Genomic DNA, 14,030 nt, shown 5'->3' with positions numbered 1-14,030 from the left:
TTCAGTGATTAAAATGGAAACGTTATGAAAATTGCTAGGAAAGTAATCAGCTCAACTATGTTATTTATTGTGGTGATGATCATCGTTAGTGCGTATTGGATCTTTTTCAAAGAGCGTACTACATCGATGACAACATTGCATATCAGTGCAGGTGTTTTCTTTTTAGTTAGTAGCAGCTGGCATATATACCTCAACCGAAAAGCATTATTTCATTATGTACGCTTTCAATTAATTAGTTTGCTCCCCGCATCTATTTTGGCGCTAGGTTTAATGATTGGTGTGTTTTCATGGATGTCACCCTTTAGTCAATTATTAAATTTTGGAGGCAATGCAAGATTTCAAGATAAAGACCTTACTCAAATGTATACACCATTAAAAGAGGGGGAAATTAGATTATTACAAGTCGATATTTTAAACACACATAAACAAGGCGTTGCCATTAATTTAGGTGCTGAAGTGGGACCAAGCTATTCGCATGATATGGTGATGTTGTTATGGGTTGAAGACATTCAAGGGAGGTATTTAGAAACAATATATTCAACTCGACGTTTTGCGAAAGGATTAATGACGGATCCTGATAATCGTTCTGAAAATATTTACAGACAAGAATCTGTTCCGCATTGGATCGGAAAAAGACAACAAGCATTAAAATTAGATAACCTGATTCCTGATAGTGAGAATGAATTACCAGATGCCATTTCAGGTGCAACCCCACGTTCGCATTTTTTAATTAAAACAAAATTATCAGACCCAACTTTACGTAAATTTATTCTAAAATTTGAGGCAAATCAGTCTTATGATTGGAATGAATATTATTCTAAAGATCGTTTTTTAGACGATGCAGTTTATAGTGGAACCGGGCAAGTAGGACAGCCATCAATTATTTACCAAGTGGAAATCGATTTAGATCATCCTAAAGAAGTTTATTTTCTAATGCCAGCTGGGCATGGACATCATAGCGGGCAAAATGCAGAAATTGATTCAGATATGTCAAATGTAACAACTGCACTTTGGGATTTTTATCGCTTAATTATTGAAGTTGAGGATATAAAATGACGCTTACTAAAATCAATAAAGGGTTTGCAAGTCTGAGTTTGTTTTTAGCATTCATCGGTTTGTCAGTGACTGCTGGGTTTATGTTTCTTGGCGACTATCAACAAAAAATATCCGTCTTACATATTTGTTTTTCGTTGCAGTTTGTTATGAGTTTGATTTTACACCTTTTAAATAATTTAAAAATACTATTTAAATATTGGAGACAATTACAGATATTAGGTGCGAGTGTTTTGTTTAGCTGTGCGTTAACAATTGGTGCGTTATTGCAGTTCACTCCATTTAACAATTTTTATAACTTTGAACAATCGTCAAAGCAAGATGGTAATAAAATAATAACAAACGAATTACTTCGTTATGATTTATTAAGATATAAACAAAATTTTTCCCAATTCACCTTTGATCAAGGATTAGGTTTTGATTTAAATTTGAATCTAGATTTAGATTTAACTGAAAAAAAATTCTCTCGATACATTATCGCCATATGGTTAGAAGATAATCAAGGTGAATTGGTTACACCTTTAGGTTATATCGCTCATAATTTTTTAAGTAAACAAGAAGGTTTAGAACAATTATTACCACATTTTTTCACAAAACTTGAGGGGATTAAACCAGAACTTGTTGAGAGCACTGTGGCTAATAACCCACTTTTAATTAAAATGAGTACTGATACGATTGATAATTTAACACTAAAGATGGAACTTAATATTTTATTTGATCTAAATGAATCCTTTCCACTTATTGGAAGAAATAACTTATCCGAAAAAGACGGACAGCCATCAATCGTTTATCAATCAACACTAAATAATGAAGTTCAATGGCTGGAATTTATTGGGCAAACCGATAAACAAGGTCAATTAACCCCATCTAAAGAAAATCTGACAACGATTCACAAACAATTTAGAACGTTATTAGTTGAAGTGATTACTAACGAAAAATAAGCAACAGTAATTTAAGGCATTCCATTTATAATTATTAAATGGATTGTTTTTTATTGTATGACTTTTACTTACAACAACTAATATTTTGACAATACCACACAAGAAATGGTTTTCTCAATGCCATTGATCTCTCTAATGTCATCCACCAATTGATCCAACTGCGAACTGGCCTCGACGGTTAATTCTATTATCAAATCATAAATGCCACTGACAGACATAATCGAAGTGATTTGTGGTTTTGCTTGTAATTGTTTGATGACTGTTCGAGAAACGCCGGGTGTTAGATTTATCAGCATCTGGGCTTTTAATAATTTTAGATTGTATTCAGGATCAAATTCAATAGTAAAACCTTTGATGATGCCACGACGTTGCAACGTTTCTATTCTGTTTTGCACGGTGGTGCGAGAGACACTTAATGCTTTTGCTAACTCAATGATAGGCGTGCGGCTGTTTTTTTGTAAAAGTGCAATGAGTGCTTGGTCGCGTTTGTCGATGTCCATTTTTTACCTGTGATTAATGAAAGTCTATTTATTGTGGCAATATGCAAGTTTGATTGTACATAATGACTAATGATAGCGGTTATATTGTTAGAATGCGCGGTTGTTTGTGAAACTTGGCAAAACTAAACTTTATTTCATTGATCATTAATGAAGAGGAGACGTTTATGCTTAATTTAGAATATAAAAATGGCGAGCAATATATTGAAGGACTTTCAATCTCACAATTGGCTGACCGTCATGAAACGCCATTTTATTGCTATAGCGCGACAAAGGTGCAAACTCAGTTTCGAATGTTTAAAGATGCCTTTTCTAATTTGGATGCATTGGTGTGTTATGCCGTAAAGGTGAACTCTAATCAGGCAATTTTAACGTTATTGGCTGATGAAGGTGCAGGTGCGGATGTTGTTTCTATCGGGGAAATAAAACGAGCTTTGGCTGCTAATATTCCAGCAAATAAAATTGTGTTTTCAGGTGTGGCGAAAACAAAGGAGGAGATGGTTTTTGCATTACAACAAAATATTTTATGTTTTAATGTGGAATCAAAACCTGAATTAGATCAGCTCGCTTCAGTGGCTTTTCAATTAAAAATCACGGCGAATATATCGTTTCGTATTAATCCCAATGTGGATGCAAACACCCACAAAAAAATATCTACAGGTAAAAAAGGCGATAAATTTGGAGTTGATATTGATCAAGCCGTTTCACTTTATCAATACGCACAGTCACTTTCGTTTATAAATATCGTGGGTATTGATATGCACATAGGCAGTCAAATATCCGATATGAACGCATTTGATTTGGCAATTGTAAAAATAAAAAAATTATACGAACAGCTAAATCTATTAAATATTAAAATACAACATATTGATTTTGGTGGCGGATTAGCCGTGCAATATCAAAGAAATGACAAAACAGAATCGGATTTATTAATTGAGTATGCAAGGGTAATCAATAAACACGCTATTGATTTAGATTGTAAAATTATTTTTGAACCTGGGCGATTTATAATGGGTAATGCAGGTGTTTTAGTAACAAAAGTGATTGTTAAAAAGTATCAGCACAACAAAGTATTTTTAATTGTGGATGCGGGTATGAATGATTTGATACGGCCTACTTTGTATGATGCGTATCACGTAATTAGTCCTGCTAATTATTCAAATGAAATGGAATCTGTTGATGTGGTGGGGCCTGTTTGTGAAACTGGAGATTATCTTGCGCAAGATAGAACGATGCAAAAAGTTGAACAAGGGGAATTAATTATTATTCACAGTACCGGTGCTTATTGCGCGGTGACATCAAACAGTTATAATTCGCGACCTATTATAAAAGAGGTGCTTGTAAAAAATAATTGTGATTACGTTATTAGAAAAGAACAAACGGTAGAATCTTTAATTGCGTTAGATTGTGTGCCTGTTTTTTTAAATTATCTAAAGTATGATTCTGAAACTTAGTGGAGAGATATGAAAAATGAAAAATAAAATAGTTATTATGTTTACAGTGGGATTGTTAAGTGTCAGTCATATTGCATTTGCAGTAGATGAGTCATCTAATGGATATCAGGCGGGAAATTTAATCGGAAAAATATTTTTAGGAGTACTTGTTTTTTTGATTTTGAAAAAATATGTGTTTAAGAAATAATGTGAAACCAAAATTAAAACAGGCAATAATTTTTTGCTTGTTTTATTCAGAGTAAAAATTTCACAATGGTCGATGGGTATCACATCTTAATTTGATGTTTGATGTTTGACGGGGGGCTGGATGTTTAATAGGTGTTGATGTATGGATGCATAAGTGAATCGAATCCAATGTTTAGCTTTTAATCGGTTAAAAGGTACGAGTTTTTACTGATGAGGCCTCTTGAGAAATTGAGTATTAATGCACAGCATTACATAAAAAAGACCGTGTTAGGATCAATTTTAAAACTAAGTTCACACTCCTTAATTCTTTATATAGACGAGTTAATTTAATTACATACAATGTGTAAAATAAACCAAATTTGAAGGTATCCCTTATGTACGTTAAAACATTAAGTGCTTTGTTTACAGGTGTTTTGCTAAGTAGTTGTTTTGAGCCTGTTTCAGATGATGCTCCAATCAATCAAGCTCCTGTTACTCACATTATAAAAAATCAGAATACTTTGCTGGCAGCATCAACAGATGATCAAAGTAGCCAAACTCAATTGCAATATACCTGGTATGTAAATGGTGAATTTAAAAGTACGCATTCGAGTATTGATGTTTCAGGTATGCTTGATGGCACCAAAATAATATTGGTCACTTCGGATACTCAAGGGTTATCAAGCTCAAAGGAATTTATTATTACCGGATCTGGAGTTACAGCGACTCAAACTAATACAGTTATAGATACAAATACTCAAACTCAAACGGGCTCGCAAACAAATACCGGAACTGAAACTCAAACTCAAACAGGCTCACAAACAAATACTGACACCGTAACTCAAACAAATACTATGACAAATACTGAGTCAATGACTCAGACCGATACAAATACAAATACAAATACAAATACAAATACAAATACAAATACACAAACACAAACAAATGAAGCGCCTTTTGCAGTAATTAAGCCTGTAACGCAAAGTGGGGAAGCACCTTTAACTATTGAGTTTGATGGATCAGAATCTAGTGATGTTAATACGTCAGATATACTAAGTTTTGAATGGGACTTTAATGATGGCAGTGCCGTTTCTAATTTAATGAATCCATCACATATATTTGAAAATGCAGGGACATATTTAGTCAAACTCACTGTTTCTGATGGTTTACTTAGCGATTTTGACCAAGTTGAAATTACAGTGGATGAAGTTGCGATTGTTAACCAACCACCAATGGCGAACTTCACCTACACAAAATCAGATTTAACAGTATCAGTTGACGCAAGCGGCTCAAGTGATCCAGATGGAGCATTTTCTGATTTAACGTTTACTTGGGATTTCAATGGTGAGGCTACGGGTTCTGGTGAATCAACAAGTCATACCTTCACCACCGCGGGTAATAAAAATATTACTCTAACCGTTAAAGACATTAATGATGCTGAAGATGATGAAGTGGAATTTGTAACACTTACCATTAACCCTTCAACGGATGAATATACTTCACTGTTATACACCGATGGCCTAAGCGATGTGTCTGAAATATTAAATTGTGGTGTTAACCCAACCAATAACAGCAATAGTTTTAAAGTGCTGGATTCTTCTTTCATATTAGCCGGATCATGGAATCACATCACAAGCACAACCGGAGAATGGCAAGGCGTAGCGAAACAAGCGAATGATTACAACATTGCAACCAGTTTTAATGGCACAGCCAACGATTGTGCAAATGCATCAGTACATAACAGTGTATTAGTTAAAAAATATGGCGATTGGGATCACCAGCATTCCAATGGCTTTACGTTGACTGTCCCTAACTCACCTACTTTTGCAGACTTAGATACCCTTGTGATGGATGTTTATATAGACAGCGCAAACTCTGTCATTCCTACTCTACAAGAAGTAAAAGACACCTATGGCAACTTAATGACCAATGCTCAAATTGAAGAGTTTGCAGATGGTCAAATCCATTTTGATGTCAATCTAAAATCCGACGGCGCGTATGCAGCTTCTGTTGATTTAGAGATCTCAATTGCAGATCTAGATAAATGGCTGCGCATTGAAGTGCCAGTACAAGACATGAGTTTCTGGGAAGAAGTGAATTATAACCGTATAGCTAAAACATGGTCAGAAATGCAAAACCGCAATGTGAATACCGTACATTTTGTTTCCGAAACGGCTAATCGCCTTGTTTATAGAAACTACGATGATGCAAATTTTAATGCCAACACCCCTAAATTATTCATTGAGCAGTCTTTAAATTTACGTAAAGTTGAAATCACCAAACCAGGCACAGGCACACCCACAGTAACACTTGACCCACAATTTGTGATGTCTGAAGACGCCATGGTAGTCAGTGTCAATGCAAACGCATCAACTGGCTCAGCTGCATTTACATATGAATGGGATTTTGATGGGGAATACTCTGACACAGGTGCGATAACAAGTTATGCGTTTAGCACCGCTGGTGAAAAAACCATTACGTTGACGTTAAAAAGCGGCTCGACCACTGAAACATTAACTAAAACCATCACATTAGTTGATACTGGTTATGATGATTTATTAACTCGCGTGGCTGCAAACATTGTGGCGCCGACTTGTTACAACTGTCATACCGTGGCTCAAAATAAACCAATCAAGTTTGCCTCAACTAATCCTGCAGATGTTGAAACAGCCATGAGCGATTACATCGCTGCAAATAGTGCGCAAAAACTGATCGATACACCAAATGGATCAGGTCATCCACCTGGAGACAAAATCACCACATCAGCTAATGAGCAAGATTGGGAAGAGTTAGTGACAGCCATTGCCGCCTCACTTAATAACAATGGTGGTAATAACGGTGGTGGCAATACAGGATCAGGCAATATTATCATTAGTGATGACTTTGAAACTACATCAGCTGGTAGCCTATCTTCAGATTGGGGAACTTGGTTAAATTATGGCCAAATCAACGGAAACAATTCAAGCAGTGACGGCCAATATGCATTAGTTGATAGCTCCAAAGCAAATAGCGGCCAATCTTCATTGCATGTAAAAGTTGGTCAAGAAGCGGCACCAACCTTTGTATTCCAAAAAATTGATAAATCATCTAACCCAACAGCAATCTATGTTCGAGGCTATATGTATACTGAAATCAATATTGGCGGCGGTGCATTAGGTGGTTACAGTGAGCATGTACACTGGTCTGCAACTGTAGAAGAACTTTTCCAAAACGGCGACGGCGTAACAGTAGATTTTTCTGATACAAATAAAGATATTCGATATGGCACATGGCGTAAAAATGTAATTGGTGGATTCCAAGCTAAAAATAGCGATTCATCAACGACCGCTACCCCATCAGATACCATTTTTGCTAATGAATGGACTTGCTTTGAATACGCTGTTGTAAAAGATGATACTTTTGATCATATGTACGGATGGTTAAATGATTCTGAAGTGTTTGCAGCAACTCAAGCAAGCCACTGGTCAAATGGCGCAACAACTGGCTTCTTTGATGATGCAACTGACTATGTAACCTTCGGTTGGAGAGCATTTGGTAATTTTGGACTAACGGATATTTGGTTTGACGACATTGTTGTTAGTACAGAAAGAATCGGCTGTAACTGATCAATAACCAATACAATATAAAATCAAAAATGCCCCGTTAGTCGGGGCATTTTTTTGTTTGGAATCTAATAAATAATGATTAAAAAAGCCCTCAATCACGAGGGCTAAAAATTTGGGTTAAGTTACCCTAATTGTATTTTGTTGCACTTGTTATAATGTTTTCAAATTAGAGTGTTTTCAAAAACTCTATTAAATCATAACGCTGGTCGTCATTTAAATGTGTACTAAATTCATGACCTGCATTGCTATTGCCGGATACGTTGGTATCAAATTCAAATGCACGTATCCATTCGTCTTTTTGATAACCGACATTTTTTGTATCAAATTGTTGATTACCTACAAAGAATACATCGCTTCTTTGATCGGCAGGTAATAATAATTCATACAGGTTTGGCACTGAACCATTGTGTAAATAAGGCGAAGTTGCCCAAACACCAGCAAGTGGGCGGGTTAAATATCCTGAAAATAAAGGCGCAGCAGAATTGCCAGGTGCATAAAATCTAAATCCACTGTAAGCGGCTTGCTCTAGTTGCGATAAAGCAGTCTCAGCATTATATAATGTACCCACTGTATATTTGGTTAGGGTAACTAGTGCAGTGGTAAACGAAACCTCTTGAGCGCCACCAAACAATGGCGCTAATTGTGCCGTTTGAATCGGTCTTGGGTCATATAAATTTAGCAATACATTAGGATCGGTTTGTACAATTAGAATTGGGGTAAGTGGCGTTTTAATAAATTGTTTACCAAATGCATTTTGCTCAGCTGGGGTTAATGGATATTGGCCGTTTTCATCTTTAAGAGCATGACAGCTAATACAGCTGTAACCATTTTGATCTTGTTGAGCATATAAAACAGCACCACGTTCAGCAGATTCTAAATTAATCTTACCTAAATATTGTTCTGGCCATTTGGGTGGTTGCAATTGAGTAAGCCAATTTTCTAGATAAAATAAGTTGTCACGACGAATGCTCGATTGTAAAAAACTTTCAGGGTTTTTAAGATCTAATCGACCCATAACGCCTAATACCTGTCCTGCATTTCTGCCAAACGGGTTTTCTGCGTAACCTGGATATTGCACTTTTTCATACTGTGGCGTGTCCCAAAGTGCAGGGTAGCTAACTGGTGCAGATGGTGTTAAATAATTATCCATTACACCTAAATCATGCACGAAAATTTCATTACGAATTGCTGTTGCTGCATCTACACGACCAAAACCGCCTTTGTGTAATTCAGATCCATCACGATAAATAATGCCTGCAATTTCTTCGCTGGCGGCTTGTAAATTTAGTTTTAATGTATCGGTGTCTTGTTCTTTTAAGGCCTTAGAAAACTTCTTAAAAGCACGTTTATTATTTAATGTATAGTCAATAGAGGCTTTAGTTGTGCGCATTAAACCTATGTAATCTCCCATACCTGGTGCACCATCAATTCGGATGGCCACATCATCTACAACCACCTGGCCTGTGTGACAAGCTGCGCAGTTTATGCCGATCCAGTCACCAGTAACTGGGTCAGTATCTTTAACAAATCCAACAGGTAATTGGTCGGGATTAGATGTAGAGTTAGGATTATAATCAGGTAAATACCCTAAAGATTCTATAACGATTGATGAGTTTAAAGGGTGTTTGGTTTTAGCGTCGACTAAGTTTAAATACCAGTTGTATGGAATTAATTGGCTACCTTGAGAGGTAGAATAGGAAAGGGTTCTAAGTTGATTGTCTTCATTCCAGTTTTGATCTAAATATACAACATCATCAAAACAAGAGGTCAAACTGATACTTGCTATTGATAACACGCCCAACTGGAGATTACGTGAGAATTTTTTCATGGTACTGCCTCAAAAGGTGAAACAAGTATAAATATCCCTTTTACAACTGAATCAATTAATTAACTGTTTAATTTTATGTTTTAAATACACAAAACATCCGATACAAACAGACATCGATAAATTTCATAATTTATCAACGAACAAAGTAAGTGCCTAGGTTGCTGGATGCAACTATTATGTTAAATATTTGACTGTCATGTATAAAATTGACGATATTTTACTCGTGCTGTGTTTTTTAATTGGCTGGTGAAGATTATACTTTGCAAAGCATCATTAAGCTTTCTATGCTCTATACAGGCTTATTAACATTAGGATAAAGCGATGGAATTAATACATCTTATATATTGCAGTGCCATTACAGCGGATGAACTATCTAAACAAGAATTGGATGTGATTTTAGATCAATCCAGAATCAATAATGATCAAGCTGAAATAACAGGAATGTTGTTGTACGATTCAGGTTCGTTTTTTCAAGTGTTGGAAGGCGATCAAAAAATGGTAGAGGCAGTGTATGAAAAAATTGTCAAAGATACTCGTCATCAAAATGTGACTAAATTAATCATGGAGCCTATTGAAGAAAGAGCGTTTGGTCATTGGTCAATGGGCTATCCGCGTGTAACAAAAAAAGAACTGACAGAAATTGAAGGCTTAAATGATTTTTTTGTGAGTGGAAAATCGTTTATGCAATTAGAGCAAGGACGAGCAAAAACGTTATTAAATGCGTTTCAACAAGGAAAATGGCGCGTTTAAAACTGCTGACTTTAAAAATAATTACATGAATGTTTATTGATTCACTTTAATGGCAACTATAATTAGTTAAGCAAAATAAGTTTTCTAAATGAGGAGGAACCATTTGAAGTTATCTAAATTAGTGGCATCGGTCATTGTATTAAATTCTATTCATCTTTTCGCTAATTCAACGGTAATTGCTCAAAACAGAGATGTGATTAAAACGGTATTGTCTCAATCAGAAAATGATCAAAGGGCTATTTATCTTCGAACGTTATTAACGAATATTCTAGATGCCACAGTTAAAGATTATGGATCCTACACAATTCAAAATTCAGAAGTTACCATGTCTAGAAATAGAGGATTGCAAGCTATTCAAGAAGGACAGGATATAAATGTTTATATTGCACCTGCAGATGTAGATTGGGAGGATAAAACTCTTCCATTACGTATTCCAATTTATAAAGGGTTACTTAATTACCGCATATTATTAACTAATGATCGATCAATGGGATTATTTGCAAATGTAAACTCGATAGAGGATTTAAAGTTTTTTGAGCTGGGATTAAATAGTCAATGGACCACAACTAAGATCATGAGTGGGTTAGGGTTTAAAAGTACAGGCGGGACTGAATATGATAATTTATTTAAAATGTTAAATGCCTATCGGTTTGACTATATCCCAAGAGGCATGAATGAAATATTTGTTGAGTTTCCAGGGTTAAACAATGAAATGGAAAATTTAAGAATTGAAAATACTCTTGCATTGTATATACCGTTACCTGTTTATTTTTATACTAGCAAGCAACATCCAAAAATAGCCAGTCGACTTAATGATGGGTTTAAACGTATCATCGAAGATGGCAGTTTTGAAAAATTATTTAATGAGTTTTTTCACAAAGATATACAACGTGCTAATCTTCAGCAACGTAAAATTCTCTTGTTGGGTAACCCATTATTAAGTCCTCAAACGCCTTTTGATATTAGTGAATATTGGTTTTACCCTATTGAAAAGGCCGTAAAATAATGTATTAAATTAAGATTTATTTTGATTAATGATGACTTTTTGGAAATGTTCTAATTTTTCAATTATTTCATTACGTTTTATTGGCTTTGTAATGTAGTCATCCATCCCAGATTTTAATGCTTTTAAACGATGTTCTTGTAAAGCATGAGCGCTTAATCCAATAATAATCATGTTAGGGTGTTTTGTTTTAATTAATTTGGTTGCTTCGTACCCGTCCATTTCAGGCATTTCACAATCCATAAATATAAAATTAAATTCCTGTTCTTGGACTTTATCTACAGCTTCTAGACCAGTGGCACACAATGTTGGTGTAATATTTAATTTTTTCAAAAAACCTTTTATGACCACTTGATTTACTTCATTGTCCTCGGCAACTAAAACCTTTAATAAACTAAATTTATGTTTATTAACTAGCTCTTTTGGTGGTGTTGTTAAGTTGGATTTATATCTTCCTATTAATATAGATTTTAATTTATTCGCTGTTATGGGGTGTGTCATGATGCGGTAAATACCAAATTTACGCAGTGTATTTATCTCAATATCAATCGCGGTTTTGTTAAGTAAAATTACGTCGGGTTTCTTATGTTGGCTGAATTGTTGTTCACAAAATTTTATGCCTTCTATTTCTGGTTGTTCATTATTTATCACAACAAAATCATATGGAATACTATGTTTGTTTTGATTGATTACTTTATTTGCTAATGATGTATTTGAAACGCAATCAACAATTAATCCCCAGTCACTGGCTGCAACTTGTAATACATCATTAAGGCGATTGTTAGGTTCGATGATTAACAGTCTTTTGTCAATTAACTCAGATATTTTATGAGAAATAGAATGTTCAGAATTTAATTTTTCATGTGTTTTAAAGATACCAGTAAACCAAAAAGTGGATCCCTGCTGAAGTTCACTATTAAAACCTATTTCTCCGTTCATAAGTGCACAAAGCCGTTTTGAAATAGCAAGTCCAAGCCCTGTGCCTCCATAATTTCTTGAGATGGATGTATCCGCTTGAGTAAATGCACTAAATAGTTCATCCTGTCTATTTTGTTCGATACCAATTCCAGTATCTGTAATTTCATATTTTAACGTTATTAAATCATTGTTGATTTCAATTAATGAAATCATTACGTAAATCTCACCTTCTTTTGTAAATTTAAACGCATTGCCAATTAAATTTAATAAAATTTGTCTGACTCTAGTAGGGTCGCCACAAATGATGTCAGGTACATTGCTGCTGATATCTGTGCCTAAAAAAATGGGGGAATCTAGAATTTGTTTTCTAAATAATTGAAGGGTTTCATCGACTAAATCCCGAAGATTAAACTCAATATTTTCAAGATGCATTTTACCTGCTTCAATTTTTGAAAAGTCTAAAATATCATTAATGATTGTGGTAAGCGCATGTCCAGAATTTAATATAGTACTGATATGATTGTATTGCTCGTCGGATAATTCTGTGTCTTTTATTAACTCAGCAACCCCAATAATTCCATTCATTGGGGTGCGTATTTCATGGCTCATATTCGCTAAAAATTGACTCTTGAAATTGTTAGATTTTTCTAAAGCGGCAAGGGCATTTTCAAGCTCTTCTGTTCGTTGTAATACTGCCAGTTCTAATGATTTTTTTTGATTATTGATTTCTTTGTTTTTTACAATAATATCTCTCTGTAGAATTTGAAAACTTGAAAAAATATCCCCCAACTCATCGTTTTTAGAGGCGAGCATTTTTTTAAAGCTGGTGTTATTGTGTGAATCATAACTGTGTTCGGTATGGTTGAAATCAGTAATCGCATCTTTTAATACTTTTAAACGCTTACCCACCATTTGATAAAATACGATATAAAATACAAGCGCAATCACTAATATTTTTATCAATGCATTAAAAATAGTAATTAAAAATAAGGGTTTTATTTTTGAAAGTAATACACTTGTATTACTGTATAAATATAATGTACCAATGGAATTTTTGGTTTCATCATGAAAAACATCAAATTGATACACACTTTGACTATGTCGACCTTCATTAAATATTTCATAAATACTCACCCCTTTGACTTTTTGGCTGAGTACTTTTTTGTAATCTGATTTAGTGGGTTCAGTATTTGGTCGGCTTAAATCAACAATCTCGACATGTGAAATATTTTTGTTTTCTTGAATGACATCTAAAAGTGAATCCACCTGTTTGTAATCAAAATTCCATAACGCAAGACTTAATGGTTGAACGATGGATTTTCCATTAAAAATGATTTCATATTCGAGATTTTTTTTAGTGATGTCGTATTCAATTTTAAGCTGTAATCCAGTGATCGAAACCGCAACAATAAAGTACACACTAAGTACCACACGAAGCAAATTATTCGCAAGGAATGAATTGTTTTTGGAACTGTGTATTTGTGGGTGATCGATTGTAAGTTCGCTCATAATTAGTCTGAAAAATCGGTTATTGATTCAGTATAGACCTAAATTAATAATTTTCTGAATCACTATGCGTCCAAGAATTACTGGATGTAAAAGAGTGTGTGTTTATGCATAAAAACCCAATCAAGTACTATGAAAAGGCCTGGATTGGCTTAATTGCTACTAAATGGTTGTTTAGTAGCTTAGTGTCGAACTCCCCTGCAAGTGGTAGGGCAGGGTAATTGCACTATCTTGCTATGACGTGCGCATTTTTGTGGATAATAGAGGCACATTCTTAGAGATATAATAAAAATGAATTAATAATTCATCT

The 14,030-nt window shown here is 34.7% G+C and carries 10 protein-coding genes; 7 read left to right on the top strand and 3 right to left on the bottom strand.

The window, feature by feature from the left end; translation table 11 throughout:
• Positions 1-24 precede the first annotated feature (24 nt).
• Together TYM08_RS15620 and TYM08_RS15615 are read left to right on the top strand one after the other, a co-directional pair.
• The gene (locus tag TYM08_RS15620) at positions 25-1,056 is read left to right on the top strand and encodes a DUF4405 domain-containing protein (protein WP_422380081.1); all 1,032 of its coding nucleotides are present in this window, start codon (positions 25-27) and stop codon (positions 1,054-1,056) included.
• Positions 1,053-1,994: a hypothetical protein gene (locus TYM08_RS15615; protein WP_422380080.1), complete on the top strand. Its 942-nt coding sequence runs from the start codon at positions 1,053-1,055 to the stop codon at positions 1,992-1,994. The genes TYM08_RS15620 and TYM08_RS15615 overlap by 4 nt, the downstream gene beginning before the upstream one ends.
• 77 nt (positions 1,995-2,071) lie before the next feature.
• On the opposite strand, the gene TYM08_RS15610 is transcribed toward TYM08_RS15615, so the two are convergent.
• Positions 2,072-2,494 (bottom strand): Lrp/AsnC family transcriptional regulator, encoded by a 423-nt coding sequence (locus TYM08_RS15610; RefSeq protein ID WP_422380079.1) that lies wholly within the window; start codon positions 2,492-2,494, stop codon positions 2,072-2,074.
• Between the two features lie 164 nt (positions 2,495-2,658).
• On the opposite strand from TYM08_RS15610, the gene lysA reads away from it, so the two are divergent.
• The 3 genes from lysA (at position 2,659) to TYM08_RS15595 (ending at position 7,715) form a co-directional block, all read left to right on the top strand.
• Positions 2,659-3,945 (top strand): diaminopimelate decarboxylase, encoded by a 1,287-nt coding sequence (gene lysA, locus TYM08_RS15605; RefSeq protein WP_422380078.1) that lies wholly within the window; start codon positions 2,659-2,661, stop codon positions 3,943-3,945.
• A gap of 16 nt (positions 3,946-3,961) precedes the next feature.
• Positions 3,962-4,132, top strand: a complete 171-nt coding sequence (locus TYM08_RS15600; RefSeq protein WP_422380077.1) for a hypothetical protein — start codon at positions 3,962-3,964, stop codon at positions 4,130-4,132.
• A gap of 373 nt (positions 4,133-4,505) precedes the next feature.
• Positions 4,506-7,715: a PKD domain-containing protein gene (locus TYM08_RS15595; RefSeq protein ID WP_422380076.1), complete on the top strand. Its 3,210-nt coding sequence runs from the start codon at positions 4,506-4,508 to the stop codon at positions 7,713-7,715.
• A gap of 166 nt (positions 7,716-7,881) precedes the next feature.
• On the opposite strand, the gene TYM08_RS15590 is transcribed toward TYM08_RS15595, so the two are convergent.
• Positions 7,882-9,543 carry a di-heme-cytochrome C peroxidase gene (locus tag TYM08_RS15590; protein WP_422380075.1) on the bottom strand — a complete coding sequence of 554 codons (1,662 nt, stop codon included), beginning with the start codon at positions 9,541-9,543 and terminating at the stop codon, positions 7,882-7,884.
• Positions 9,544-9,864: 321 nt separating this feature from the next.
• On the opposite strand from TYM08_RS15590, the gene TYM08_RS15585 reads away from it, so the two are divergent.
• Both TYM08_RS15585 and TYM08_RS15580 read left to right on the top strand, forming a co-directional pair.
• Complete coding sequence (locus TYM08_RS15585) at positions 9,865-10,293, top strand: BLUF domain-containing protein (protein ID WP_422380074.1); 429 nt, start codon at positions 9,865-9,867, stop codon at positions 10,291-10,293.
• Positions 10,294-10,396: 103 nt separating this feature from the next.
• Complete coding sequence (locus tag TYM08_RS15580) at positions 10,397-11,299, top strand: hypothetical protein (protein ID WP_422380073.1); 903 nt, start codon at positions 10,397-10,399, stop codon at positions 11,297-11,299.
• 9 nt (positions 11,300-11,308) lie between these two features.
• On the opposite strand, the gene TYM08_RS15575 is transcribed toward TYM08_RS15580, so the two are convergent.
• Positions 11,309-13,723, bottom strand: a complete 2,415-nt coding sequence (locus TYM08_RS15575) for a response regulator (RefSeq protein WP_422380072.1) — start codon at positions 13,721-13,723, stop codon at positions 11,309-11,311.
• Positions 13,724-14,030 lie beyond the last annotated feature (307 nt).

Origin of the sequence: Marinicellulosiphila megalodicopiae (assembly GCF_045862395.1) — a bacterium.
In the GTDB taxonomy this organism is placed as follows: Bacteria; Pseudomonadota; Gammaproteobacteria; order Pseudomonadales; family Natronospirillaceae; genus Marinicellulosiphila; species Marinicellulosiphila megalodicopiae.
The sequence above is the reverse complement of the archived record's forward strand: the minus strand, read 5'-3'. Positions and strand labels throughout refer to the sequence as shown.

Bases quoted from the DNA above. Each gene is read 5' to 3' on its own strand.
- TYM08_RS15620 (WP_422380081.1), top strand. From the start codon at position 25: ATGAAAATTGCTAGGAAAGTAATCAGCTCAACTATGTTATTTATTGTG.
- lysA (WP_422380078.1), top strand. From the start codon at position 2,659: ATGCTTAATTTAGAATATAAAAATGGCGAGCAATATATTGAAGGACTT.
- TYM08_RS15610 (WP_422380079.1), bottom strand. From the start codon at position 2,494: ATGGACATCGACAAACGCGACCAAGCACTCATTGCACTTTTACAAAAA.
- TYM08_RS15590 (WP_422380075.1), bottom strand. From the start codon at position 9,543: ATGAAAAAATTCTCACGTAATCTCCAGTTGGGCGTGTTATCAATAGCA.
- TYM08_RS15585 (WP_422380074.1), top strand. From the start codon at position 9,865: ATGGAATTAATACATCTTATATATTGCAGTGCCATTACAGCGGATGAA.
- TYM08_RS15600 (WP_422380077.1), top strand. From the start codon at position 3,962: ATGAAAAATAAAATAGTTATTATGTTTACAGTGGGATTGTTAAGTGTC.
- TYM08_RS15575 (WP_422380072.1), bottom strand. From the start codon at position 13,723: ATGAGCGAACTTACAATCGATCACCCACAAATACACAGTTCCAAAAAC.
- TYM08_RS15595 (WP_422380076.1), top strand. From the start codon at position 4,506: ATGTACGTTAAAACATTAAGTGCTTTGTTTACAGGTGTTTTGCTAAGT.
- TYM08_RS15615 (WP_422380080.1), top strand. From the start codon at position 1,053: ATGACGCTTACTAAAATCAATAAAGGGTTTGCAAGTCTGAGTTTGTTT.